We start from the raw sequence: 26128 nt of genomic DNA on the forward strand, positions 1-26128 counted from the left end.
TTGAATCAGTTGGCGGCCAGATAGGCCGGCAGATCGGCAACGCTCTCCAGAACGGCATCTGCCAGGGTTTCCAGGTCGTGGCGCGCGCTTGTGCCCGTCAGGACACCGATACAAAGTCCGGCGCCCGCCGAACGGGCCATTTCCAGATCATGCGTGTTGTCACCGATAACGGCGATCCGGTCCAGTGCAAGACCTGTTGCCTCGGCAAAGCCGCGAACCATGCCCGGTTCCGGCTTCGGGCCAAAACCTGTGTCGTAACCCGTGACGAAAGCAAATCGGGGCGCAAGCCCGGTGCCGGCGAGAAAGGCCCTTATGGCCGCTTCGCTGTCGCTGCTGGCAACACCCAAAGTGAACCCGGTTCCGCTCAAGGTCTCGACAGCTTCCGGAATGCCAGTAAGGGGCGCAGCATCATGCATGCAGCCGATGAACACCCGGTCGAGGTCTGCGGTCAGCGGGCCTTCCTGAAAATCAGCACCGCAGGCAATCCAGGCAGCCGCGATTTCCGCAGAGTTGCCGGCTGCAAGCAGAGACCCGGCCGCGGACTTTCCGGTCACCAGATCCATGCCGGTCTGTTCCAGGAGCCTGTCGGCCAGGGCGCGGTCGCCTCTGGCTGCATGGAGCGAGGTTTCGCGATAGGCCGGTGCCCATGTCGCGTCGAAATCCAGCAGGGTGCCGTCCTTGTCAAACAGGATGGCGGTGATGTTGCCTGTGAGGTTGTTCAAGTCCGGTCTCCCGTGGATTTCAGGTTGGACCGCAATGTGTCGAGGGCGGATTTCAAATCCTCGAAAGCCTGTTCCGAAAGACCGGATGCCTCGGCAACACATTGCGGCACGGCAGCCGCCTTTTCCCGAAGCGCGTTACCCTTGGCTGTCAGGCAGACATTGACGACGCGCTGGTCTTCCAGATCGCGGACGCGGGAGACAAGCTCCATTGCTTCCAGGCGCTTAATCATCGGTGTCAGCGTGTTGTATTCCAGGCTGAGCGCGTCGCCGATATCCTTGACCGTTCTCTCGTTTCTGCGCCAAAGCAGGGTCATCACCAGATACTGCGGATAGGTGAGGCCGAGCTCTTCCAGCAAAGACCGGTAAAGGTGATTGAAGGCCAGATTGGCCTCATAGACGGCAAAACAGAGAAAATCGTCGAGATCTCCGCCCAAGGCGTCCGGGCCGGCGTTCTTCAAGGGCTTCGAGGCGCCTTTGTTTTCAGTGCGTTCTGACATGAAACGTTCCTAAGCAGCATTTTTTTTCTTGGCAAGCGTTGACAGAGCGAACTTGCCGATACATATACATCGCACACGATTAAATCGTGCACGAGTTAAATGAAGATCATCCCATGGGAAACAAGATCGTTGGGCCGCAGGTCAACCGTCGCCAGGCGCTGATTGGCGGCGGTGTCCTTGGGCTCGGTCTGGTGATGGCACCGAAGTTCGGTGCCGCAAAACAACTGCTTGAACAGGAGAATCTGAAAATGACGACTTTCACGACATCCGATGGTGCAGAGCTTTTCTACAAGGACTGGGGGCAGGGTCAGCCGATCGTCTTCTCCCACGGCTGGCCGCTGTCGGCTGATGCCTGGGACGCGCAAATGCTGTTTTTCGGCCAGAACGGTTTTCGGGTGATTGCCCATGACCGCCGCGGCCACGGCCGCTCCAGCCAGCCCTGGGATGGCAACAACATGGACCGCTACGCCGACAATCTGGCCGAACTGATCGAGCATCTGGATTTGAAGAACGTGATCCTGATCGGTCATTCCACCGGTGGTGGCGAGGTTGCCCATTATGTTGGCCGGCATGGCAATGACCGGGTCGCCAAAGTCGTTCTCGTCGGTGCTGTGCCGCCGCTGATGCTGAAAACGGCAGACAATCCGGACGGCACGCCGATGGAAGTGTTCGACGGTATTCGCCAGGGAACCGCCTACAACCGGTCGCAGTTCTTCAGGGACCTGTCGGTGCCATTCTATGGTTTCAATCGTGATGGGGTCGACACCAACGAGGGTCTGCAGGAAAGCTTCTGGCTGCAGGGCATGGCCGGCGGCATCAAGGGTCAGTACGACTGTATCCGCGAGTTCTCGGAAGTCGACTACACCGGTGACCTGAAGGCCATCAAGGTGCCGACGCTGATCGTGCATGGCGACGACGACCAGATCGTGCCCATCAAGGCTTCTGCCCACCGGGCGGCGGAAATCGTCGACGATGCCACCTTGAAGATCTATGCTGGCGGCGGTCACGGTCTTGCACAATTGCAGGCCGAGGAGTTCAACAACGACGTTCTGGCATTTATCCGCGGATAAGCGGCGTCGGTAAAAAAACGGGCGGCTCGGTGAGCCGCCCTTTTTCGTTGCCAGCCTCAAATCGTCTCCCCGCACGGAGCGCAACAAATAACCGGACCCGGATCTGCGGCTCGGGAAGGCCAACAAAGGCAACCGATCGTCATGAGCCCCGGGGATCTCCTGCACCCAGGCAATAGCGCTTTTCCGGGCTAGTGTCTGACTGTTGCCCCACGCTCGTTGAGAAGCAGATCGAAGAGAAACGGCACATTCATGGAGCCGAAACGGCTCGCGCGTGCGACACCTTCGTCGGAGATCTCCACAATGCCGAACATCTTGTAGAGGCGGAAAAGATAGTTCGAAGACTGGTCCAGATCGAAATCGTAGCGTGGATCGGAAAAGAACATCCGGAACGTGTGCAGCGCCTCGAGCGGGAAACCCGTGTGATGCTCCCGCAGATTGTCGAATTTCGTGCAGAAGTCTTCCAGCGTTTCCCTGCTGCCATCCAGCTCTTCCATCTGGATGCGCTGGGCGATTACAAAGTCGGCGATATGTTCCTTGCCGTAGTCGGTCAGCCCGCGCTCGACCACAAGCCCCTGCATTTCTTCGGGCAGGGGCTTTTCCGTGGTCCTCATGTAGCCGAGGTGTTCCAGGCGGGCATAAAGTTCGTTCGTGACGCTGCCTGGCCCGGTCAGAAAGACTGGTTCGTGCTCATCGTCCATGAGCTGTATGGCGCCGCGCAGGGTCGAAAAATCGCCATCGCTGAGCGCATGCACCAGAAAGCTCGTGTCCGGCCACCATTTGGCGGATTGAGGGTCGTTTGTCGCCGAAAAGAGCGTGAACTCTTCCCCGGCTCCATTCCGGACAACCGGCTGATGGTTTTCGTTTTGAAGGACCATTTGAAATGAGCTCCCTGGCGCAAAAAAAGAGGGCGGCCGGAGCCGCCCTACTTCTACCCAAGGGTGTATTTGCAAATCAACCGATAATGGCGTTGAGCGTTGCGCTCGGACGCATGACGGCGTTCACCTTTTCCTGCGGGGCATGGTAGTAGCCACCGGTGTCGGCGGGTGAACCCTGAACGCCGTTGAGCTCGGCAACAATCGCATCTTCCTTGGCAGAGAGCGCTTCGGCGATCGGTGCGAAATGCGCCTTCAGCTCGGCGTCCTTGTCCTGTGCGGCCAGTGCTTGTGCCCAGTAAAGCGCGACGTAGAAGTGGCTGCCGCGGTTGTCCAGGCCACCGACCTTGCGGGACGGGGACTTGTCGTTGTCGAGCAGCTTCTCGACGGCCTTGTCAAGCGCGTCCGCCAGAACCTGTGCCTTGTCGTTGCCCTTGACGTTGGCCAGGTGTTCCAGCGATGCACCGAGGGCACAGAACTCGCCCAGGCTGTCCCAGCGCAGGTAGTTCTCTTCCATCAGCTGCTGAACGTGCTTGGGAGCGGAGCCGCCTGCGCCGGTTTCGAAAAGACCGCCACCGTTCATCAGCGGAACGATGGACAGCATCTTTGCCGAGGTTCCGACTTCCAGGATCGGGTAGAGGTCGGTCAGGTAGTCACGCAGCACGTTGCCGGTGATGGAGATCGTGTCTTCACCGCGGGCGATACGCTCGGTGGAATATTTCGCCGCATCGGCCGGAGCCATGATCTGCAGGTCGAGACCGGAAGTGTCGTGTTCCGGCAGATAGGCTTCCACCTTCTTGATCAGTTCCGCGTCATGAGCGCGGGTCTTGTCCAGCCAGAAGACACCCGGCATGCCGGACAGACGAGCGCGGGTGACACCGAGCTTGACCCAGTCGCGGATCGGGGCGTCCTTGGTGCGGCATGCGCGCCAGATGTCGCCTTCTTCGACGGCATGTTCGATCAGGGTGTTGCCGGCAGCGTCGACGATGCGGATGGTGCCGTCAGCCGGAGCCTTGAAGGTCTGCGGATGCGAGCCGTATTCCTCGGCCTTCTGGGCCATCAGTCCGACGTTCGGCACGGTGCCCATCTTGGCCGGATCGAGCGCGCCGTTTTCGCGGCAGAAGTCGATCACGGCGGAGTAGACGCCGGCATAGGAGCTGTCCGGGATCACGCACTTGGCGTCGCCTTCCTTGCCGTCCGGACCCCAGCCCTTGCCGCCTGCGCGGATCAGGGCCGGCATGGAGGCGTCGATGATGACGTCGGAAGAGACATGCAGGTTGGTGATGCCCTTGTCGGAGTTTACCATGTACATGGCCGGGCCGTTGTCGAGAGCGGCCTTGATGTCGGAATTGATCTCGGCGGCCTTGTCGGCCGGCAGCGTGGCGACCTTGGCTTCCAGATCACCGATGCCGAGGTCCGGATTGACGCCGAGCTCGGCAAAGGTTGCGGCGTGCTTGTCGAAGACGTCCTTCAGGAACGCCCGCACACAGTAACCGAAGATGATCGGGTCGGAGACCTTCATCATGGTTGCCTTCATGTGCAGCGAGAACAGGATACCCATGTCCTTGGCATCCTGGATTTCCTTTTCCAGGAACGCGAACAGCGCCTTGGCGCTCATGTAGGTGCCGTCGACGACGTCGCCTTCGTCCAGGGCAAAGTCGCCCTTGAGAACCGTTGCAGTTCCGTCCTTGCCGACGAATTCGATCTTGGCCTTGCCCGCGGAGCCGGCAGAAACGGTTACCGACTTTTCGTTGGAGAAGAAGTCGTTTTCACCCATGGTGGCGACGTGGGTCTTGGAAGACGGCAGCCATTCACCCATGCGGTGAGGGTTCTTCTTGGCGTATTCCTTGACTGCTTTCGGCGCGCGGCGGTCAGAGTTGCCTTCGCGCAGCACCGGGTTCACGGCAGAACCCTTGATCGCGTCATACTTGGCCTTGACGGTCTTTTCCTCGTCCGTCTTCGGCTCGGACGGATACTCAGGCAGCTTGTAACCCTGGGCCTGAAGTTCCTTGATGGCGGCGTTGAGCTGGGGCTGCGATGCCGAGATGTTCGGCAGCTTGATGACATTGGCGTCCGGCTGCTTGACCATTTCGCCGAGGACGGCGAGATCGTCGGACTGCTTCTGTGCGTCCGTCAGATACTCGGGGAAGTTCGCCAGGATACGGCCTGCGAGGGAGATATCCTTGGTACCGACGGTCAAACCGGCTGCCTTGGTGAAGGAGCGGATGATCGGCAGGAACGAGGCGCTGGCCAGTTCCGGTGCTTCGTCGACCTTGGTGTAGATAATGTCGGCCATGACAGTCACATTTCCTAGCGTTCGAACATTGGTCAAAGGAGTGGTGCGGGACCGCTCCCGATGAATTTCGACATGCGTATACAATTGTACGCAATCAATTGAAAGCCCTCCGGAAGGCGAAGGGTGTGAAGTCCGCAGGTGTTCTAGCAAAGCCGTTGGAAAAGGCAATCAGGAGTGGAGGGAGCGGCATCGGCCATGGCCTGATTTTCAACGGGCAGACCGGCGTTCCGGCGGAGGTTGGCCGGCAGTTATGGGCGATCTGCCGAAGCTTTCCGATCGGGATCGGAATATCCATTAGGCTGAAGGAAAGGACCGCCCGCGTCAGGCTGACTTGCGAACGAGGAAGCCTTGCAGGTCGACAATGTTCATTGGTTTGCTGAAGGCATATCCTTGAACGTAGTTTACACCGAGCATGCGCAGCTTGTTGATCGTGTCTTCCGTTTCGACTCCTTCGGCAAGGGCTTCGATGCCGAGCCCGTGTGCCATGTCGACGATTGTCTTGATCAGCTTGAACTGCTCCGGATTGCTGGACAGCGGAGAAATCAGGGCCCGGTCGATCTTCAGAAGATCGGGTTTGAGCTTTGTGAGTGCGATAATCGATGCGTGGCCGGTGCCGAAATCGTCGATTTCTATTCGAATGCCGAGCTTGCGCAGGGCGTTGACGGTTTCGACTTCATCGTCCGACAGCGTATCGAAGAAGACCGACTCGACCAGCTCGAATGCGATTTCGGCACGGACCTTCGGCAGGTTCTGGATGTATTCGGCAAGTCCGGGTTCGGCCAGCCTCTGGTAGCTGACGTTGAAGCTCACCTTCGGAAAAACGACCCCCGTGCGTTCCTGGGCCAGGATAAGATCGATTGCTTTCGACATGATGTGGCTGTCGAAGGCAGCCGCCTTGCCCGCTTCCTGAACCGCGTCCAGGAAAGCGGCGGGACCCAGAATGCCCCGCTTGGGATGGTTCCAGCGGGCGAGCACTTCAATCCCCACAACAGCACCTGTCCGGGTGTCATGCTGGGTCTGGAAATAGGGCTCGAACTCGTCGTTCTCCAACCCGTAGAGGACCGCTTCGGCGGTTTTCATCAGATGCTGCGCATCTTTCTTCAGGCCCGGATTGAACATCACGGCCCTGTTCTTCCCGGCCTTCTTGGCCTCGTAAAGCGCTATGTCCGCGTCGACCATCATGCTGTCGAGCTTGCCGCCGCTTATGCTGGAATGGGTTACGCCAACCGAGGCGCCCACGCGAAGCTTGGTTTTCGAGACGACATGGGGACGTTGCATCCAGCTTTTCAGTCCCTCAAGAAAATCGCTTTGCTGGTCTGCGCCGATCGCAGGAGACGCCACCACGAATTCATCGCCACCAATACGAGCGATGATCGAGTTGACGGGAGCAATCGCATTCAGTCTTTCCCCCACCAGCACAAGCAGCTTGTCGCCGGCTGCATGGCCGACTGTGTCGTTGATGTTCTTGAAACCGTCCAGGTCGATCTGGAACAGGGTCATGTCGGGCAGGGTGCCGTCGTCCTGGTGCAACTTTCCGATGGCGTGGCGAAGTCCGCGGCGGTTCAGCAGGCCGGTCAGATCGTCGTGGATCGAGCGATGGTGCGCTTCAAGCCTTGCGCTTTCCATGTGGTCGAGAAATCTCTTGAGTGAAGCGGCAATATAGATGCCGCCCAGGCAATTGATCGTTCCCAGGATGTAGTGGTTCATCAGATGCCACCAGGAATAACTGGAGGAAGGCCAGACAAGTTCCGGGTGGAGGAGCGTCAGCACCGAATGATGGACAAGGGCGGCAACAGTGGTCATCAGCACCGATCGCCAGCAGACGTAGGCAATGATGATCGACGTATTGATGAAATAAAGCATATGCACTTCAAGCATATACTCGCCATTGTGGATGTCGGAGGCGACGTAGAGACCGAACATCCATGTGGAATTGATCGCGACAGTCACGATCAGCCGCGTGCGCAAGGCCGACGCGTCGGCCATGACGGTTGCTGTCGTAACGGCACCGATCAGGGCCAGAGGAAGGGCAACAAAAAGCACTGAGCCGCCGGTAAGATAAGATGCGATAACGGCTATTGCTGCAGCCAGCCAGAAGTACCAGACGAGAATCCAGCTCACTGCCTGGCGAAGCCGCTGCACATTCAGTGCCGAAACATCGACCCAGAAATTATTCAAAAACGAAGGTTTCATTCGACCGGTCGTGCCTCCGATAGTCTGGGGCCGTGCTGGTCGATCCCGCACAACCGTGCAAATTCGGCATTGAGCAGAAAAAGTGCGTTGGAAGATTTCAGACTTTGCGACTGTTGCGCGGATTGCGGAATGGCAACCACCATCCAGTCGAAAGGTCCGGGTGCTGCGATGGGGGCTCCGGTAAGCGCTATCGAAGTGAAGCTTTGTCGTTCAGAAAACCAGGGCGGAAATACAGCCACTGCCTGCAGTCCCACCGCACCGGCGTTCTTTGTCACAAGCAGTCCCGCACTGAACAGCACGGCAACGCAAAGCATTGAAACTGCTGGACAATAAGTCCGGAAGAGGATTGCTGATTTCCGCACGAAATACACCCTAATTGAAGCGTGAAAAGCAGTATCCCATGCACTTATTGAGGGTGTGTAAAGTTGAGGTTGTATCTTTCCTGCAATTTATCTCAAATATTAACAATAAGATGGTTGTGTCCCTGGGTAATATTTGCAGTGTTGTTTAATCTTAGGGGTAATCGCGTGATTTCGGGATGTCTGGACTTCCCGGCCTTGGGAAAGCGTTGGGTCACCCACACGCACATGTTTCAATCTCAGGCTTTGACGCTTTCCGGCTGCCAGATTGTGGTGCCGGCGAACCGGCTTCCCCTCGGAAAACGAGAGACCTTCCGAGCAGTGGCGGAGATGCGTCTGACAAGGCCAAGATGCACGGAACGCAGACGGACCTCAAAAATCATCGCATTTATCGGAGGAATGAGGCCGACCGCAGCTGCGGTGCAGGCCTTTCGGTCTTTTCATCCGACGTTGCTTCCGCTAAATCCCCGCTTCATGAGCAAGAATGCACACATCAGAGACGAAGCCCGCGCCGTGACGGCCAAGCCGCCGGCGGTGATCCTTTGCGAGCCGCAGCTTGGCGAGAACATCGGCACGGCGGCAAGGGCGATGGCGAATTTCGGTCTGGTGGATCTGCGGATTGTCAATCCGCGCGACGGTTGGCCGAGTGAGAAGGCAAGAGCCGCGGCAAGCCGGGCGGATCACGTCATCGACAAGGTGCAGGTTTTCGACAGTGTCGAGGCGGCTATTGCCGATCTGCAATTCGTCTTCGCCACCACGGCCCGCTCGCGCGAAGTGCCCAAGCCTGTGCGGGGGCCGGATGAAGCTGCCAAAAAATCCGTCGAACTTGGAGAACAGGGCGCCGCGACCGGTTATCTGTTCGGCCGAGAGCGCTGGGGTCTCAACAATGAGGAAGTGGCTCTCGCCGACGAGATCGTCACGCTGCCTGTCGATCCGGATTTTGCCTCGCTGAACATTGCGCAGGCCGTGCTGGTGTGTGCCTATGAATGGCGCAAGACCGCGACGTCCGGTGCATTGCCCTTTATCCTGTCGGAAGAAGTGCATCCACCGGCGAAGAAGGACGAAGTGCTGCGTTTCTTCGAGCACCTGGAAGGGGCACTCGACAAGGCTACCTTCTTCCGTCCGCCAGAGCGGCGGCCGCATATGGTGCGCACGCTGCGCAACATCTTCCAGAAGGCCGAGTTGACCGACCAGGAAGTGCGCGCGCTGCGCGGTGTCGTGGCCTCGCTGGAAAAACGGGAAACGCGACCGCGCAAGGACAGATCAGGTTCAGGCAGCGAAGAATAGAGGCAGATCTTGCAGGGTTCGGGGCCGGTACTCTTTTTCGATTCAGGTCTTGGCGGGCTCACGGTGCTGCGCGAAGCGCGATATCTGCTGCCTTATGAGCCGCTCCTTTATGTCGCCGACGATGCGGCCTTTCCCATCGGCCGCTGGCCGGAAGCGGAATTGAAAGAACGGATCGTATCCCTTTTCGACGATCTGATTGCCGAACATGGCCCCAAGGCGGTGGTGATCGCCTGCAATACAGCCTTCACACTCGCTGGGGACGCCTTGCGAGAGAGACATCCAGACGTGCCTTTTGTCGGCACTGTTCCGGCAATCAAGCCGGCGGCGGAGCGCACTTCATCCGGGCTGATCTCGGTCCTGGCAACGCCTGGCACGGTGCGCAGAACCTACACACGAAGCCTGATCGAGAGTTTTGCCAGCCAGTGCCATGTCCGGCTTGTCGGATCGGACAAGCTGGCGGAACTTGCCGAAAAACATCTGCGTGGCGACACCGTCTCCGACGCAGACCTTCTGCCGGAAATCTCTGACTGTTTCCTGGAACAGGACGGCAAGCGGACCGACATCGTCGTGCTGGCCTGCACCCACTATCCGTTTCTTGCCAACCGTTTCCGCAGGATTGCTCCCTGGCCGGTCGACTGGCTGGATCCGGCGGAAGCCATCGCCCGCCAGTTGGTCCGAGTTCTTGGGGAGGGGGCTGCAAGTGAACCTTCCCGCCATCTGCCAGATCGGGCTGTCTTCACCTCCGGTACGAAGGATGCGGGGGTGTCACGGCTGTTGGCCGGGTTTGGCCTGGTACTGGACTGATTGGCAGCGTAGTCGCACGGGCCTTTTTCCCTGGCCATCGGTCGCCCGGATCGAGCCACAGAGCAGCGCAAGGCATCATCCCGAACGTGCCCTCCTATGAGAGGTGCGCTCAGAGCCGTGTCCCGCCGGTCAGGTGAGAACGTGCAACGTGTTCCCTGGGAAGTGTAGAAGTGTGGCTTGGCCTCACGCAGCCAGGCATTTGACGGCCAGGCCGTCGTCGGAGCGCTTGGCGGCGCGCTTCAGTTCCATGATCTCGTGGTTGAGCGTATCGGGATGCAGCGTCAGGCCCTTGGGCAGGCTGAGGATCGATATGGAACACTGCAGCAGCGGGAACTGCCGCGTCGTGCCGAAGCGGTCCTGGGCTTCGATGAAGCCGCGTTCCCGGTGCTCGGGCTCATAGAAGCTTTCGACATCCAGGCGGAATGCACGTTTCAGCGCCAGCATGCGCGCAGCAACATCGGTCTGGTCGACATTCTGGAAACCGGCGAAGAAATCGTCGCCGCCGATATGGCCGTAAAACGTGCCTGACCCCGAAATATGGCGCTGCAGCAGTTCGCTGAACAGAATGATCGCCCGGTCACCCTGGCGATAGCCATAGGTGTCGTTGAACGGCTTGAAGTTATCGAAGTCGAAATAACACATGTGCCGGTCATACGTGCCTTTGCGCCCGCTTTCGGCGATGAACCTGGAAATGGCGCCATTGCCCGGCAGGCGGGTCAGCGGGTTCTGGTCCTGCGCTTCCTGAAGACGCTTTTCGTGAATGATCTTCAGGAGAGAGGTGGCTGACAGGAAACCGGCATAGCGGAAGTTCTCGGTGATGATGATGCCATCCGAATTGATCGAGGAGGCAAAGGTCACGAGCAGCATGTCCGCATTGGAATCGATGTCGGCGATCGGGCAGGCGCGCACAAAAGAGCGCAGCGGGAAATCGAGGGCCGCCTTGGCATCGTCGTCGTCCGGTGCGCCCGCATAAAGATAGGCCTTAAGGTCGCGTTCGTGGATCAGGCCGCGCGGCTCGTTGTTGGCATCCACAACCGGAACCACACTGGCCTCCTGGTTATGGACCACCATGTCGAGCAGGTCGTTCATGGAAGCGTTCGACTGGATGGTCGGTACCTTGATCAGCTCGTTGCGGATCCGGTCCAGCTCCTCCCGGCGCTTGCGGCCGACACCCGGCGCGCGCACATGGTCATAAAAGAGCTTGGCGGAAGAAGCTTCCTGAAACGGCTTGGCGACGAAGTAGCCCTGGATCAGGTCGCAGCCGGCTTCCCGGCAGGCCTTGAACTCGCTCTCCGTTTCAACACCTTCGGCAATCACCCTTGCGCCCAGCACGTGCGCCAGGTTGGCCACCGTGGTGACAAACAGCTTGCGCCTTGCGTCGCAATCGATGCCGTTCAGGAAGAAACGGTCGATCTTGACGTAGTCGGGCGACATGTCGTGCAGCAGACGCAGCTCGGAGGAGCCCCGGCCGAAATCGTCAAGCGCGATCAGGAAGCCCAACTGGCGCAGGTCATTGACGGCGTGGTGGGTAACGTCGGTGAAGGTCTGCTGGTGCCGCTCGGAAAATTCCAGACAGATCTGGTTCACCTGCAAGCCGGCTTCCGCCACAAGGCCTGCCAGCCGCATGCGCGGATCGTTGTCCTGGCCGAGGTCGCGTCCATCCAGCTTGAAATAGAGTTTGGTGCCCTGGGCGATCTTCAACCTGCCGAAGCGGTTCATCGCCTTTTCCAGAAGATGGGCCTCCAACTGGGGCAGATACCCTTCGGCGTGGGCAAAATCGATCAGTTCGTCAGGAGATTGCGCACCGACAAGATCGCAGTTCCGGATCTGGGCCTCATAGCCGTAAACAACACCGGTGCCGATATCGACGACCGGCTGAAGGGCATAATCCAGTTTCGCCAGCGTGTCCTTCGGCGTACGACAGAGCAAGCCGGGCGCTTCCGGAACTGTCTGAAGAACTGGTTGACGATTCGCTGACATTCTAGATCCTATTGCCGAGGTCCGGCCGATAAGCTTCCGTTGTTTGATGGGGTCTCGGAACAGTCCGTTGCACTGATATTATTCGCTATGGTTGCAACGGCGATTGCATAGTGAAAAGCTGCAATTAAAAATCTCTAAATGTATGCATTGTTTTCCCCATTTTGTGGACGCTACGTCATAAATTATGGCAATGAATTCCATCTGAACCGTTAAATATGCCTGCTTGTCCGACAAAATAAGCAGAATTGGCCGGGTTCGGCGGGTCTTTTCCGATGCGGACCGGGTGCACGGATTGACATTTCAAGGCTCTGCCTGTATCTCCGCGCGGTCCGGCAGGCAATGTCTTCCGGATCTACGCACCCGTGGGCATCCGGCCGGCGCCGTCTAGCCGGGTCCCTGTCGATCTGACCTTTCCGTCGCAAGACGGGTTGTGACGATAAAGGAGGGCGCGTTTCCTTTTAAATAACAACGCGAATTCAAAGGAAACCGCGATGTCGAAGCGCCATAGCGTTAAGTACAAAATTGACCGCCGGATGGGCGAAAACATCTGGGGTCGCCCGAAGAGCCCGGCCAACAAGCGTGAATACGGCCCGGGTCAGCACGGCCAGCGCCGCAAGGGCAAGCTGTCCGACTTCGGTGTTCAGCTCCGCGCAAAGCAGAAGCTGAAAGGCTACTACGGCAACATTTCCGAAAAGCAGTTCCGCAAGGTTTATGCTGAAGCGTCCCGTATGAAAGGTGACACTTCCGAAAACCTGATCGGCCTGCTGGAGCGCCGTCTGGACGCCATCGTCTACCGTGCGAAGTTCGTCCCGACCGTTTTCGCAGCACGTCAGTTCATCAACCACGGCCACGTGAAGGTGAACGGCAAGCGCGTCAACATCTCGAGCTACCAGATCCGTCCGGGTGACGTGATCGAAGTTCGTGAAAAGTCCAAGCAGCTCGCCCTGGTTCTGGAAGCAACCCAGTCCGCAGAGCGTGATGTTCCGGATTATATCGACGTCGACCACAACAAGATGACCGCGACCTACTCCCGCGTTCCGGGCTTCTCTGACGTACCGTACCCGGTACAGATGGAACCGAACCTGGTGGTCGAGTTCTATTCGCGCTAATCAGCGCCGAATACGGTTTGACGGAAAGGCCCGCCTCTGGCGGGCCTTTTCTTTTTGCCGGCCTTTGTTTGAGACGGATGCCGGGCGTCAGATGTCGTTGCGCGGTATTCGAAGAACCTGGCCCGGGAAAATAACGTTTGGACTGCTCAGGATGTGCTGGTTGGCATCGAAGATCGGTTGATAGTCGCCGTTTCCATACTGGTCTTGCGCGATCTTGGTCAGGGTATCACCCGACTTCACCGTGTAGGGCTGCCAGCCACCGTATCCCGCCAGGATCCTGGGGCCGAACAGGACAGGGATGACGACGGACGGGCCATTTTCGTTGCCGGTGTCGTCGGCCAGGGTCAGGAACAGGCGATTGAGCTGAAACTGGTTGGTGTCCGGGATATCGATATATCCCTGGAACTGCTTGAGGCCGAGTGAGCCAACCTGCGTGAAGGAGGCATATTCGTCGTGTCCTTCGGAAACCCGAATGCTCAAGGTTCCTTCGAATGCGGTCGCATTGCCCGCGATCAGTATTCTTGATCCCACCAAATCAAACGGCTGTGGTTGCTGAATATCCAGAGTTACAGTCATATCAATACCTTCCGCGTAAAAAGTCTCAGGTATCTTCCGCTGCCCCCAGCCGGCTTTGACAAGGGTACAACGTTTTGGCGGAAAAACGATAGATGCAACTTTGCCGGGGGTCTGCGCTCGCGGCTGGAGACCCCCGGTCTTGGTGGATTTGCCCGGCCGCTTTTCGTCGGCCAGGGCCAACGCCGGTTATTGAACCCCGATTTCCTTGTAGTAACGGGCAGCGCCTGGGTGGAACGTGGCCGTGCCGAGTGTCTGGGCGGCATAGTCTGGCGACAAGGCCTTGGCCCAGGGGGCATCGGTTGTGATGCTGCCAAGGTTTTCCCAGAAGGCCTTGGTGATCCGGTAGACGAGTTCTTCGTCAAGGTCCGCACGCACACCGATCCCGACAGCCGTGTCGTTGGACATGACCGGACCGTCATTCACCTGGTTCTCGTAGAGACCTGCCGGAATTTCAGCCCGCTGGCGGAACTTGCCGAGGAACTTGTCGACTTCTTCACCCTGGTCGTCTTCCGGCCCGATGAAGCGGACTGTCTCGGTTTCGGTGAACTGGATGAACTGCTGGCACGGGTCGATGCAGCCGTTGACATACATTTCCACCTTGCCGTCCAGGAAGGACTGGAAGCCGGTTGCCCAGTTGGCCTTGATGGCGTCGTAGTCCTCACCGGCGACAAGTCCGGTGGTGGCCTCGATCCAGCCCTTGGCTGCGTTGTAGGCACCGCCACCTTGCGGTCCGAGGAAGACCGTTGCACCTTCGATGTCATCCAGAACGGTGATGTCGCTGTCACCACGAACGGCGAAGTGATACTGGCCGTAAGGGAACCACATCAGCACCTGCACATTCTTGGCAAGTTCCGGGGCTTCCGGCTCGTTCTTGTACATGGCCGCACCGTTGCTCATCAGGATGTGGATGGTGGGCGAGATCATGTACATGTCGAGGTTGCCGCGAGCGGTTTCCATCTGGTGCAGCGTTGCCGCGCCGCCGCCGGCGACTTCGATGGAAACATCATCGAGCTTGTCCGTCACGATGTTGGCGAAGGTCGCCATGGTGATTGCCTGACCGAGGCTTGGCTCGATGGTCTGCATCTTGAGCGTGGTGTCTTGAGCCGACGCAGAGCCGGCCAGTATCAGGCCCGCAAGGGCTGTAAAGGCAAATCGTTTCATTCCGTCCTCCCGTGGAAAATTGCTCTTTTCATTGTGATGGATTGGGCGCGGCGGCTGGGCTCCGGTGCCGCATTGCGTGAAAGGCGAGGTCCGCCAGGATCAGAACCGCGGCTGCACCGGCAATGGCCACGTGCGGCACCAGAACCAGCAGGCCGAGGCAAATGCGCAAAATACGCTCCCAGTACGGCAGGCGCCCCCGGTCAAACCCGGCCAAAGCGGAAGCGATCGACCACATGGCGAGCGCGAAAGCGGCGATGATCCAGAAGAACGCTCCCCAGGAGACTGTCGCGAGATCGACCATCGCCTTGCTGTCCGGCGCGCCGGTGCCGAACCAGGCGAACAGCACCTGCAGCTTGTAGAGAACCGCCGGGTGATAGACGAAGACAAAGGGGATCAGGAAGCCGGCAATGCCGATCCGGGCCGCTTCGAAACCCGTGCGGATCGGGTCTGCCCCGGCAATCGGGGCGGCGGCAAAGGCGGCGAGCGCAACGGGCGGGGTAACCGTGGACATGACCGCAAAGAAGACCACGAACAGGTGCAGCGTCAGTTCGTGGATACCAACCGCATCAATGCCGGAAGAGAGCGCGATCACGATAATGAAATAGGTTGCGCCAGGCGGCAGACCCATGCCGAGCACGATGGCGCCGAGGGCAACGACCACCAGTACGAGCGGCAGCGGCCCGCTGGCGAGCTGTGTCAGCAACAGTGCAAGGCGACCGGCAAAACCGGACACCTGGATCAGGCCGACGATCAGTCCGATCGCCGTAACGATGACGACGATCGTAGCCGCCATGCGACCCGCGTTGACGAACGCCTGCCAGAGGCGTGTGCGGGACCGGAATTCGCTGAACAGGACCAGCGCGGAGACGATGGCGGCAACAAAGCCGTAGAACCCTGCCTTGGGTACGGACGGCTGGCTGAACAGGAAATAGGTAAGCACACCCAGTGGCACGACAAACACGAGGCACTGCACCCATTCCTTGCCTGTCAGTGGCGGCCGTTGCTCTTTCGGCAGGGCCCCGATGCCAAGACGCCGGGCCTCGAAATAGACCGTCAGGAAGGTGGCGAAGTAGAACATGATCGCGGGCAGGATGGCAGCCACAACGATGTAGCGGTATTCCAGCCCGATCTGTCCGGCGACGAAGAAGGCGACAACCCCCATCACCGGCGGCATGATCTGACCGCCCGTGGAAGCGGCAGCTTCCACAGCCCCGGCAAAGGCCGGCTTGAAGCCGGACTTCTTGATGACGGGAATGGTCATCACGCCGGTGGAGACCACGTTGGAAATCGCGGCGCCGGAAAGCGTGCCGAATAGGGCGGAGGAGGCGACCGCCGCGTGAGCGGCACCGCCGACGAGCCCGCCGGTGAGCCGGTTGGCGATCTTCAACAGCAGGTCGCCCGCGCCCGAGGCCATCATCACCGCACCGAAAACGATGAAGATCAGCACGCTGCCGGAGACGACCTGCAGGGGCTGACCGAACTGGCCACCGGTCTGGGCCCAGAAGTTCAACACCATGGCGCGCAGGCTCTGCCCGAATGTGGAGTCGGATCCGGCCAGAATACCGGTCCAGTCCGGCAGGTAACCGCGAATGAAGAAATAGACCACCCAGAACAGGCAGAAGGCGACGATGAAGCCGCCGAACATGCGCCAGGTCAGATAAAGCGTAATGGCCGTGGCGATCGGGAACATCACGAAGTCGATGGGGCTGGCGCTTGGCAGCGCACCGCCGTCAGTCGCGAAGATCTTCAGCATCCAGGACACAAAGGCGGCGAGCGCGAGCAGCGTCAGCGCCCAGTTGAGCCAGCGCCAGGCGCGGCCCCGGTGCAGTGTCAGCAGACAGATGGCAAAGGAAAAGACGATTGGCAGGCCGATGATCAGCCCGGTCGGCAGCAGGAAGGATCGTTCGAACGAGCGGTAACCAGCCCCAAGCCAGTGGTCGCGAAGCAGGGCGCGCTGATCGCGGCGCGACAGTTCATCGAAGCCTTGTGTTGTGGTCTCGATGAACCAGCGGACAAAATCCGTGATCGGGCCGGAGGCCGCATAGGTAACGATCACGAGCACGAAAAGCACGGCGAGACAGTCGGCAATCCACTTGTCGCTACGGGCAATAGCCGGGGTGTCGCCTGTTGCCGTGCTCACCTCAACGTCCTCCCTTTTCGGGCGAAACATGATCCTGCAGGGCAGGGCCGCGATAGGCCTCGGTCAGTTCCTCCGGCACTTCCGATCCATCCTTCAGGAACGGAAGAATACCGCGCCGGGCGGACTTGCCGCGCATGGCGGCGATATCGGCATCCGACCGCGTCACACGCTGCGACATACGCCGGCCCCAGCGGGCCAGAAGGTCGTACATGCGGTCGATCTCGGCCTCATGGCCGTCGGCCTTGGCCAGATCGTGGAATTCTTCCGGGTCGTTCTCAAGGTCGAAAAGCATCGGCCGGAAACCGCCTTCGGCATGGATCAGCTTGTAGCGGCCGTCGAACACCATGAAGAGACGGGCATCCTTGGTGGTGACGCCAAGGGAGGCGCACATGGGGGTGACGGAATAGTCGTACTCGCTGATGACCGCCTCTCGCCAGTCGGGCGTCTCCCCGCGCAGCCAGGGGCTCAGACTGCGGCCTTCCAGAATGTGACCGGCTTCGACCCCGCCGGCAGCTTCCAGAAATGTCGGGGCAAGGTCGATCGCCTCCACCAGTGCGTCGCAAGTGGTGCCTCTTGTGGCATCGGCTTCGGAACGCGGATCATAGACGATCATTGGGATCTTGACGGAAGGCTCATGGAACAGGTCCTTTTCGCCGAGCCAGTGGTCCCCGAGATAATCGCCATGGTCGGAGGTGAGCACGATCATCGTGTCCTCCATCCGGCCGGTCTCTTCCAGGTAGTCCAGGAGCCTGCCGAGCTGGTCGTCGCATTGCTTGATCAGGCCCATGTAGGCGGGGATGACCTTCCGGCGCACGTCGTCCTGCTGAAAGGCGGCCGCAATCTTGTTGGCCATGAAAGCCGCGTAGACAGGGTGAGCGTTGTCGCGCTCGACATCGGCGCGGATCGCGGCGGGAACGTGGTTCTGCCCGTACATGTCGTGGTAGGGCGCCGGCACGATGTATGGCCAATGGGGCTTGATGTAGCTGACATGCGCGCACCAGGGTGTAGTTGCCTGTTCGATGAATTCGAGCGTGCGGGTCGTCAGCCAGGGTGTTTCGCTGTCTTCCTCGCGGATATTGGCGGGCTTGTCCGCATTGTCGAACATCCAGCCGGACGCTTTCTCGCCGTTTTCGACGCCGGCGTTGGCGAAATCCGCCCAGGGGTTCTCTCCCGCATAGCCGCGGGACTTGAGGTATTCGTTGTAAGGCGAACGTTTTTCGTCATAAAAGCCGTCCGGCCCTTCGCCCCAGAGCCCGTCGTCCCGCACCCAGACATCAAATCCGCACTCGGCCTGCCGGGCACCGATGATGCTGTCCGGGGACAGCCCCAGCCGGGTCATGCCTTCCGCATCCACCTTCATGTGCGTCTTGCCGATAAGCCAGCAGTCCATGCCGGCCTTGCGCAGGTGATCGCCGAGCGTGTGTTCGCCGACCCGGAGCGGGTAGCCATTCCACTGTGCCCCGTGGGAGGACGCATAGCGACCGGTGTAGAAGCTCATCCGGCTGGCGCCACATATTGGGGATTGCACATAGGCGTTGGTAAAGCGCACGCCCCTGGCGGCAACCCGGTCAAAATTCGGTGTGTGCAGAAAGGGGTGTCCCGCGCAGCTCAGATAGTCGAAGCGCAGCTGGTCGTACATGACGAACAGAATATTCACTCAGATGTCCTCCCAAGGTGCCGCTTCTGCGGCCTTCTTGGGGGGAAGACTAGCACTCCGGAGGTATATCCCTCAATTAACTCGAACTCATGGATATAACTTCAGGTTATATCCATTCATGTCTGGGGAGCGCAATTGCGGCCTTCCTCGCGAACGATGTCTGCAAAGGCGAGGGCCGCAGGCGTCAGCAGTCTTTCCTTGGTCCAGGTAAGGGCAATATCCACCGTCAGCATGCTCAGGTCGACAGGTAGCGCCGTCACGGACCACCGTTCCCTGACCTCGTCCACAATGAGCGATGGAAACGAACAGACGATGTCGGACTGTTCCAGAACGGACAGGATACTGAGGATCGAATCGGAGCGGATGACAGGGGCGGGCCCTTGCAGGCCGTGCAGGCGGAAGAAGTCCTGAAAAAGAGGGCGGCGGCTGCTCGGGCCGATAACGGCCCAACGTGCGTTCAACAGGTCCTGCGGTTTTGAAAGGTCCTTCAGGTAGGACTGCTGGCCCGCAAGGAAGGTCACCGATGTCGTCAGCAGCGGTTCGACATGAAGCCCTGCCTTGGGCTGTCCGTCAGGAGCCGGGCCGATGACGAAATCCGCTTCGCCCGACCTCAGCGCGTGAAAGGCCTTCGGGGCGTGGCCTCCGGTGATGTTCAGCTCAATGCCCGGAAACCGGTTCTGAAACCGGCGCAGCACAGGCGGAATGATCTTGAGCGCGGCCAGCGGTGACACCACCACGGAAATCATGCCGACATATTGCCCGCGTGACTGGGCGACATCTTCCGAAAGCTTTTTCAGGTCGCTTTGGATGCGGCGACAACGGTCGATAACGGTCTGGCCTTCCAGTGTCGGCACGATGCCGCTCGGCACCCGGTGAAACAGAACAACGCCGAGATCGCCCTCGATCTTCTTCAACGCCTTGGTGATTGCAGGCTGAGATTTTCCAAGGACCTTCGCGGCGGCCGCCAGGCTTCCAAGGGTCGCGACAGCGTCGATCAGTTCCACATACTGGGCTTTCACGCCATGGGCCTTCCGGTTGATTTCTGGCAGTGCCAGACTGTGCCAAAGTTCGGTTGATCAGGCTACAGAGCGCTGCATTTCGGCTTGGGACAAGGGGCGGAAATCGCCGTTATCGGGCTTGCAGTAGGTGCCGGCACTTGCTCTCATGGTTTTCGCAGCAGGTGTGATCAATTCCATTTGGTTATCGGTCGATCCTGTCTTCCCATTATTCTTGGCAACGGACTTTCACTAGGTTCCCTTAGGTGGGAGTTGACGTCCGTCGCCGGTCGTCGGTCCCGTCAAGTGGAGGAGACATCAATGAACAAGATACACAAGGGCCTTTGTGCAGGCCTGCTCGCGTCCGTCTTTGCTTTCGGTGCGCTGCCCGCGCAGGCCGAGACCTACATCGTTGCCGTTGGCGCAGCTTCCAACAGCTTGCAGGGCCGCAGCGCGCAGAAGTTTGCCGAGGAGCTGCAGGCGCGCCTTGGCGATGCCGACAAGGTCGAATTCTATGCCGACGCGCAGCTGGGCGACGAGAAGGAGCTGATGCAGAAGCTGCGTCTCGGTACCGTGCAGTTCACCCTGATTTCGTCCATCATGACCAACGTGGCGCCGGAATTCGCCCTGTTCGACATGCCGTTCCTCGTCAAGGACCGCGAGCATCTGAAGGCCATCGACGCAAATCTGGTCAAGACGGAACTGGCTCCCAAGGCTGAAGCCGCCGGTCTTCACGTGATTTCGACCTGGGAAAACGGGTTCCGCCAGATCACGAACAACTCCCGCCCGATCAACACACCGGCCGACCTGGACGGGCTGAAGATCCGTACACCGTCTTCCGAGTGGCGTGTCGCGATGTTCAAGGAGTGGGGCTCCAACCCGACTCCGATGGCATTTTCGGAAGTGTTCGTGGCCCTGCAGACTGGCACCATGGACGGGCAGGAAAATCCGCTCACCAACATTGTCGGCGCCAATTTCCAGGAAGTTCAGAAGTATCTCAGCCTGACAGGCCACGTCTATTCGCCGACCTACCTGACGACGGGTGCGGGAACCTGGGGCAAGCTGCCGGAAAACGTCAAGACGGCCGTATCCGAAGTTGCAGCTTCGGTGCAGGACTGGTCGCTCAATGAAGGCGAGACTGCGGACAGGGAGCTGGTCGACAAGGTGCGTGCCGCCGGGGTCGAGGTGAACGAGGCCGACAAGTCCGCTTTCATCGCAGCGTCTGCGCCGATCTACGAAGCCTTTGCAGCAAAGGTTGAGGGTGGCGACAAGCTGGTGGGGCTGGCGCAGAGACTTGCCGACTGATCAAACAAGACACTGACAAAACAGCCGGCCGGGTCAACCGGCCGGCAATTTCTCTGGGAGGAGCCATGATTGCTTTGTTCGAGCGCCTTTTGTTGCGCGCAATCGAGGCTGTCTGCATCGCACTTCTGCTCGCCTTGACGGGAGCGGTCATCTACTCGACGACAATGCGCTACCTGGGGGCTTCGCCGTCCTGGTACGACGAACTGGCCAGCGTGATGCTGGCGTGGTTGACCTACTTCGGCGCGACCTACGCTGTCTTCATGCGGCATCACATGTCCTTTTCCGGCCTGGTGACTGCCATGCCGAGAGGGCTGGCGGTGGCCTTGACAGCCTTTTCGGAGCTGCTCGTCATCGCCTTCTTCGCAATTGTTGCCTGGTACGGCTATGCGGTTCTGGCGGTTGCCAAGTGGGATTCGCTCCTCAGCCTTCCGTGGATGACGCTCGACATCGTACAATCGGTCATCCCCATCACCTCAGGTCTCATGATCATCGGAACGCTGCTGACGCTGCCACGCACGCTGCGCGACGCTGCCGCCGGGGTTGATCGGGAACACGCGGAAATCGAACACGCAATTGCCGAGGCTGAAGAAGAGGCCCAGGCCATGCACGCACGGGAGGGCACGCGATGATCCTTCTTCTGACAACAATCGTCCTCATCGGACTGATCCTGATCAACGTGCCGATTGCCGTGGCAATCGGGATTGTCGCTCTCGGCGGGTTCGTCCTGACTTCGGGTACGGACCGGCTCTACGACATGGCCATCGCGCTCTATTCGGGTTCGACCTCATTTCCGCTGATCGCCATCCCGCTGTTCATCCTTGCCGGCAACCTGATGAACACGTCAGGCATTTCCGTCAGGCTGATCAACTTTGTCACTGCTCTCATCGGCTTTGTCCGGGGCGGGCTGGGCATGGTCAACATCGGTGTTTCGATGGTCTTTGCCGAAATTTCCGGGTCAGCCGTGGCCGATGTGGCCGCCACCGGAACGGTGCTGATCCCGGAAATGAAGAAACGCGGCTATTCCCGGACGCTTGCGGCGGCAATCACCTCGTCTTCGGCGTCCCTTGCCATCATCATTCCGCCGTCCATTCCCATGATCCTTTATGGTGCAATTGCCGAAACTTCGGTGCTGAAGCTGTTCGTGGCCGGTATCGTTCCAGGCGTTCTCGGCGGCGGACTGCTGATGATCGTCACCTATATTCTGGCGGTTCGCTACAACCTGCCGCGCGCCGAAGGCTTCGACCTTCGCCACGTTGCCAGGACCTTCCGGGAAGCGTTCTGGGCGCTCACCATGCCGGTGATCATCCTGGGCGGCATATTCTCCGGTATCGTGACGGCAACGGAAGGCGCCGGGCTGGCGGTACTGGCGGCGTTGGTGATCGGCCTGTTCATCTACCGGGATCTCGATGTCCGGCGCCTGCGCAAGACCATGCTGGAAGGTATCAGCCAGACGGGTGTGGTCATGCTGCTGGTGGCAACATCCGCCGCGCTGGGGCTGTTCTTGACGCAGGCCCAGGTGCCGCAGCAACTGGCCGCGCAGATCACCGAACTGACCACCAATCCCTTCATCGTGCTGGCTTTGCTCAACCTGCTCTTGCTGGTGCTCGGCATGTTCCTGCACGGGGCGGCAGCAATCATCCTGGTCGTACCGGTCGTCATGCCGCTGGTGAATGCGGTTGGCATCGACCCGATCCATTTCGGCATCATGGTGACACTCAACCTTGCAATCGGTCAGCAGACACCGCCGGTCGCCTCGGTGCTGATCACGTCCTGCTCGATTGCCAAGGCGGGCATTTGGGAAACCTCCCGTGCCAACCTGCCGTTCATCGGCGTGCTCGCCCTGATCCTGCTTCTGGTGACCTACGTTCCCCAGGTTTCCCTTGCTTTGACGGAGTTTATTCAATGACGACGCCCAAACCGCGTTTGGTTCTGACCCTTGGCGACCCGGCGGGTATCGGCTCTGAACTGGTCGCCCGGCTTCTCGCCGAGGAGGAAGCCCGCCAGGCGGCGGATATCCTGATCCTTGGAGACGAGGCAGAGCTGAAAACCGGCATGGAGATCGCCGGTGTCCGTTTCGACTATCAGGTCGTCTCATCGGCTGCGTTGCCCGAGCAAGGGTCCGGGGTTCCGGCATTCCTGCAGGTTGGCAAGGCTCCGGAAGGTGGCTGGAAACGTGCCGAGGTGAGCGCGGAAGGTGGCGCACATTGCCTGGAAACGCTTGGCATGGGGGTCGACATGGTTCGGGCAGGCAAGGCGGATGCGCTGGTCTTCGCCCCGCTCAACAAGGCATCACTTCATTCGGCCGGCATGAGCCAGTCGGACGAGCTGCACTGGTTTGCCGACCGGCTGGGCCACAATGGCAGTGTCTCGGAACTCAACGTGATGGACGGTCTATGGACCAGCCGGGTGACGAGCCACATCGCCCTGCGCGATGTTGCCGACCTCATCACCGAAGACAAGATCATCGAGGCTGCGCGGCTGATCCATTCGGCCTTGAAGGATGCCGGGTTCGAGAGCCCGCGGATCGGTGTTTGTGGCCTCAATCCGCATAATGGCGACAACGGCAATTTCGGAACGGAAGAAATCGAGATCATCACGCCCGCAGTCGAACGTGCCAAGGCGCTGGGCCTGCCTGTGGAAGGGCCTTATCCCTCCGACACCATTTTCCTGAAAGCGGTCGCCAAGGAACTCGACGCCATCGTGACGCTCTATCACGATCAGGGGCAGATCGCGATCAAGCTGCTGGGCTTCTGGCAGGGGGTGACGGTGCAGGGCGGTCTGCCGATCCCGATCACCACACCGGCACACGGAACCGCCTTCGACATTCGCGGCAAGGGAACGGCCAATGTCGGCCCGATGCGCAACGCCTGGAACATTGCCTGCGCCATGGGAACGCGGCGCCGGACTTCCCGAATTTCCAATTGAGTGGATCAGTCATATGAAAATCAAATCCGTACGCACGCGCGTCTGGACCTGGAAAGGTCCGACGGTCCCGCCGCAGGGCAACTTCTGCACCAACGCTTCCGATGCCTTGTGGATGAAGGGCGATGCCATGTCGTCCTTCCGCTTTCACCAGTGGCTGACATGTGAAGTCGAGACGGAAGACGGCACCATCGGCATAGGCAACGCCGCCTTGGCTCCCTCGGTCGTCAAGAAGGCCATCGACGACTGGTATGCACCACTGGTGATCGGCGAAGACCCGTTCGACTATGCCTACATCTGGGAAAAGATGTACCGGCGCAGCCACGCCTGGGGGCGCAAGGGGATCGGCATGACGGCTATCTCGGCCATCGATATCGCGATCTGGGATCTGATGGGCAAGCTGGTCGGCAAGCCGGTTTTCAAGCTTCTGGGCGGCCGCACCAAGGAAAAGATCCCGGTTTATTATTCCAAGCTCTACGCCGGGTCGATCGAGGCGATGCAGAAGGAAGCCGAGGAGGCAATGAAGGGCGGCTACAAGGCCTTCAAGTCCCGCTTTGGCTTTGGCCCCAAGGACGGCATGCCGGGCATGCGGGAAAACCTGAAGCGGGTCGAGGCGGTTCGCGAGGTCATCGGCTACGACAATGACCTCATGCTGGAATGCTACATGGGCTGGAACCTCGACTATGCCAAGCGCATGTTGCCGAAACTTGCTCCTTACGAGCCACGCTGGCTAGAGGAGCCCGTGATTGCGGATGACGTTGCCGGGTATGCCGAACTCAATGCTATGAACATCGTGCCGATTTCCGGTGGCGAACACGAGTTTTCGGTGATCGGCTGTGCGGAGCTCATCAACCGCAAGGCCGTCAGCATCCTGCAGTATGATACCAACCGGGTTGGCGGCATCACGGCGGCCCAGAAGATCAACGCTATTGCCGAAGCTGCCCAGATCCCGGTCATTCCCCATGCGGGCCAGATGCACAACTACCATCTGACCATGGCCAACACGAATTGTCCGATCAGCGAGTATTTTCCGGTGTTCGACGTCGAGGTCGGCAACGAGCTCTTCTATTACATCTTCGAAGGCGACCAGGAAGCCGTGGACGGCTATCTGCAGCTCGACGACGATCTGCCCGGCCTCGGCATCACGATCTCGGACAAGCATCTCCAGCATTTCGACATTGCCGAGTGACCTTTCGGGTTTCCTGCTCCGACCCGCAAGCCGGGGCAGGAAGCTCATCCATTATCCTCAAAAACAAAAGCATGTAGCCCCATGACCTCTTATTCCGGTATCTGGCCTGTCGCCCCGACACCCTTTCACGAAGACGGTTCGCTTGATGAACCGGGCATGCGCCGCGTGCTGGATTGCCTTATCGACCAGGGCGCGGATGGCATCTGCATCCTGGCGAATTTCTCCGAGCAGTTCCTGTTGTCGGATGCAGAGCGCGAGTTGCTGACACGGCTTTGCATCGAGCATATCGACGGCCGCGTTCCTGTCATCGTCACGATCAGCCATTTCGCGACACGGATCGCGGTAGAGCGGGCGCAGCTTGCGAAGTCGCTTGGCGCAGCCATTGTCATGATGATGCCGCCCTATCACGGTGCTCTTTTGAAAGGGAACGCCCAGCAGACGTTCGATCAATTCGCTGCCGTTGGCGAGGTCGGCATTCCGATCATGATCCAGGATGCGCCCCTGTCCGGCGTCGACTTGCCGGTGCCGCTTCTGGTGAAGATGGCCCGCGAGATCGAGATGGTGAAGCTCTTCAAGATCGAATGCCCGCAGGCTGCCAACAAGTTGCGGTCTCTCATTGCTGAAGGCGGCCCTGCCATCGAAGGCCCATTTGATGGTGAAGAAGGCATCACGTTGCTGGCGGATCTGGACGCAGGCGCGCGCGGATCGATGACCTCGGGGATGATCGTCGACCAGATCAAGCCCGTCATCGAGCTCTATCACGCGGGCCAAACCGACGAGGCAGCAGATGCCTATGCGCGGGTTCTGCCCGTCATCAATCACGAGAACCGCTTGTGCGGCTGGCGCTCCTGCAAGGCGGCGATGGTCGAAGGCGGTGTCATCAAGTCCGATTTCTGCCGGCATCCGATCGACCCGCTGCCGCAGCCGGTCCGCGAGAGGCTACTGACGCTTCTGCGCCGGCTCGATCCCCTGGTTTTGCGCTGGGGGCAGTGAG

22 protein-coding genes are annotated in these 26128 nt (G+C 59.6%); 10 read left to right on the forward strand and 12 right to left on the reverse strand.

All coding sequences use genetic code 11. The features are described from left to right. Positions 1-5 precede the first annotated feature (5 nt). On the reverse strand, positions 6-722 hold the full coding sequence (locus HEP89_RS18135; protein ID WP_077292512.1) for an HAD family hydrolase: 717 nt from the start codon (positions 720-722) through the stop codon (positions 6-8). After that, positions 719-1219 (reverse strand): MarR family transcriptional regulator, encoded by a 501-nt coding sequence (locus HEP89_RS18140; protein ID WP_062488348.1) that lies wholly within the window; start codon positions 1217-1219, stop codon positions 719-721. The genes HEP89_RS18135 and HEP89_RS18140 overlap by 4 nt, the downstream gene beginning before the upstream one ends. Before the next feature lie 248 nt (positions 1220-1467). Here HEP89_RS18140 and HEP89_RS18145 point away from each other — a divergent pair, with 248 nt between their 5' ends. Then, a complete protein-coding gene (locus HEP89_RS18145; protein ID WP_168692746.1) occupies positions 1468-2289 on the forward strand; it encodes an alpha/beta hydrolase in 822 nt (273 codons plus the stop codon). Between the two features lie 188 nt (positions 2290-2477). Here the strand turns inward: HEP89_RS18145 and HEP89_RS18150 are convergent, their stop codons facing one another. The 4 genes from HEP89_RS18150 to HEP89_RS18165 form a co-directional block, all read right to left on the reverse strand. Beyond that, a complete protein-coding gene (locus HEP89_RS18150) occupies positions 2478-3164 on the reverse strand; it encodes a hypothetical protein (protein WP_168692682.1) in 687 nt (228 codons plus the stop codon). A gap of 76 nt (positions 3165-3240) precedes the next feature. Beyond that, a complete protein-coding gene (locus HEP89_RS18155) occupies positions 3241-5466 on the reverse strand; it encodes an NADP-dependent isocitrate dehydrogenase (RefSeq protein WP_353608219.1) in 2226 nt (741 codons plus the stop codon). Positions 5467-5778: 312 nt separating this feature from the next. Next, the gene (locus HEP89_RS18160) at positions 5779-7650 is read right to left on the reverse strand and encodes a bifunctional diguanylate cyclase/phosphodiesterase (protein ID WP_168692683.1); all 1872 of its coding nucleotides are present in this window, start codon (positions 7648-7650) and stop codon (positions 5779-5781) included. Next, the gene (locus HEP89_RS18165) at positions 7647-7925 is read right to left on the reverse strand and encodes a hypothetical protein (RefSeq protein ID WP_168692684.1); all 279 of its coding nucleotides are present in this window, start codon (positions 7923-7925) and stop codon (positions 7647-7649) included. Before HEP89_RS18165 ends, HEP89_RS18160 begins: the two co-directional genes overlap by 4 nt. Positions 7926-8483: 558 nt before the next feature. Between HEP89_RS18165 and HEP89_RS18170 the strand changes: the two genes are divergently transcribed. Continuing rightward, positions 8484-9296 (forward strand): RNA methyltransferase, encoded by an 813-nt coding sequence (locus tag HEP89_RS18170; RefSeq protein WP_023000834.1) that lies wholly within the window; start codon positions 8484-8486, stop codon positions 9294-9296. 9 nt (positions 9297-9305) lie between these two features. After that, positions 9306-10100: a glutamate racemase gene (gene murI / locus HEP89_RS18175; RefSeq protein ID WP_168692685.1), complete on the forward strand. Its 795-nt coding sequence runs from the start codon at positions 9306-9308 to the stop codon at positions 10098-10100. A gap of 183 nt (positions 10101-10283) precedes the next feature. Here the strand turns inward: murI and HEP89_RS18180 are convergent, their stop codons facing one another. Further along, positions 10284-12080: an EAL domain-containing protein gene (locus HEP89_RS18180; protein ID WP_168692686.1), complete on the reverse strand. Its 1797-nt coding sequence runs from the start codon at positions 12078-12080 to the stop codon at positions 10284-10286. A 491-nt stretch (positions 12081-12571) separates the two neighbouring features. On the opposite strand from HEP89_RS18180, the gene rpsD reads away from it, so the two are divergent. Next, complete coding sequence (gene rpsD, locus HEP89_RS18185) at positions 12572-13189, forward strand: 30S ribosomal protein S4 (protein ID WP_023000837.1); 618 nt, start codon at positions 12572-12574, stop codon at positions 13187-13189. Between the two features lie 87 nt (positions 13190-13276). Here rpsD and HEP89_RS18190 read toward each other — a convergent pair whose 3' ends face one another. The 5 genes from HEP89_RS18190 to HEP89_RS18210 form a co-directional block, all read right to left on the reverse strand. Further along, a complete protein-coding gene (locus HEP89_RS18190) occupies positions 13277-13765 on the reverse strand; it encodes a LysM peptidoglycan-binding domain-containing protein (protein ID WP_152510360.1) in 489 nt (162 codons plus the stop codon). 186 nt (positions 13766-13951) lie between these two features. Next, the gene (locus HEP89_RS18195; RefSeq protein ID WP_152506183.1) at positions 13952-14926 is read right to left on the reverse strand and encodes a TAXI family TRAP transporter solute-binding subunit; all 975 of its coding nucleotides are present in this window, start codon (positions 14924-14926) and stop codon (positions 13952-13954) included. Positions 14927-14954: 28 nt separating this feature from the next. After that, complete coding sequence (locus tag HEP89_RS18200; RefSeq protein WP_168692687.1) at positions 14955-17066, reverse strand: TRAP transporter fused permease subunit; 2112 nt, start codon at positions 17064-17066, stop codon at positions 14955-14957. A gap of 1 nt (position 17067) precedes the next feature. After that, the gene (locus HEP89_RS18205; RefSeq protein WP_168692688.1) at positions 17068-18723 is read right to left on the reverse strand and encodes a sulfatase-like hydrolase/transferase; all 1656 of its coding nucleotides are present in this window, start codon (positions 18721-18723) and stop codon (positions 17068-17070) included. Between the two features lie 116 nt (positions 18724-18839). Next, complete coding sequence (locus HEP89_RS18210) at positions 18840-19742, reverse strand: LysR family transcriptional regulator (RefSeq protein WP_168684220.1); 903 nt, start codon at positions 19740-19742, stop codon at positions 18840-18842. A gap of 297 nt (positions 19743-20039) precedes the next feature. Between HEP89_RS18210 and HEP89_RS18215 the strand changes: the two genes are divergently transcribed. From HEP89_RS18215 to HEP89_RS18240, 6 genes are all read left to right on the forward strand, one after another. Further along, complete coding sequence (locus HEP89_RS18215; RefSeq protein ID WP_168692689.1) at positions 20040-21023, forward strand: TRAP transporter substrate-binding protein; 984 nt, start codon at positions 20040-20042, stop codon at positions 21021-21023. Between the two features lie 65 nt (positions 21024-21088). Continuing rightward, positions 21089-21652, forward strand: a complete 564-nt coding sequence (locus HEP89_RS18220; RefSeq protein ID WP_023000844.1) for a TRAP transporter small permease subunit — start codon at positions 21089-21091, stop codon at positions 21650-21652. Then, complete coding sequence (locus HEP89_RS18225) at positions 21649-22929, forward strand: TRAP transporter large permease (RefSeq protein WP_023000845.1); 1281 nt, start codon at positions 21649-21651, stop codon at positions 22927-22929. The genes HEP89_RS18220 and HEP89_RS18225 overlap by 4 nt, the downstream gene beginning before the upstream one ends. Beyond that, on the forward strand, positions 22926-23948 hold the full coding sequence (locus HEP89_RS18230) for a 4-hydroxythreonine-4-phosphate dehydrogenase PdxA (RefSeq protein WP_168692690.1): 1023 nt from the start codon (positions 22926-22928) through the stop codon (positions 23946-23948). The genes HEP89_RS18225 and HEP89_RS18230 overlap by 4 nt, the downstream gene beginning before the upstream one ends. Before the next feature lie 13 nt (positions 23949-23961). Beyond that, positions 23962-25134: an L-rhamnonate dehydratase gene (locus tag HEP89_RS18235; protein ID WP_168692691.1), complete on the forward strand. Its 1173-nt coding sequence runs from the start codon at positions 23962-23964 to the stop codon at positions 25132-25134. Positions 25135-25215: 81 nt separating this feature from the next. Then, on the forward strand, positions 25216-26127 hold the full coding sequence (locus HEP89_RS18240; protein WP_168692692.1) for a dihydrodipicolinate synthase family protein: 912 nt from the start codon (positions 25216-25218) through the stop codon (positions 26125-26127). The last annotated feature ends 1 nt before the right edge of the window (position 26128 follow it).

It is taken from the genome of Labrenzia sp. 5N (assembly GCF_012395805.1).
GTDB classification, from domain to species: domain Bacteria; phylum Pseudomonadota; class Alphaproteobacteria; order Rhizobiales; family Stappiaceae; genus Roseibium; species Roseibium algicola.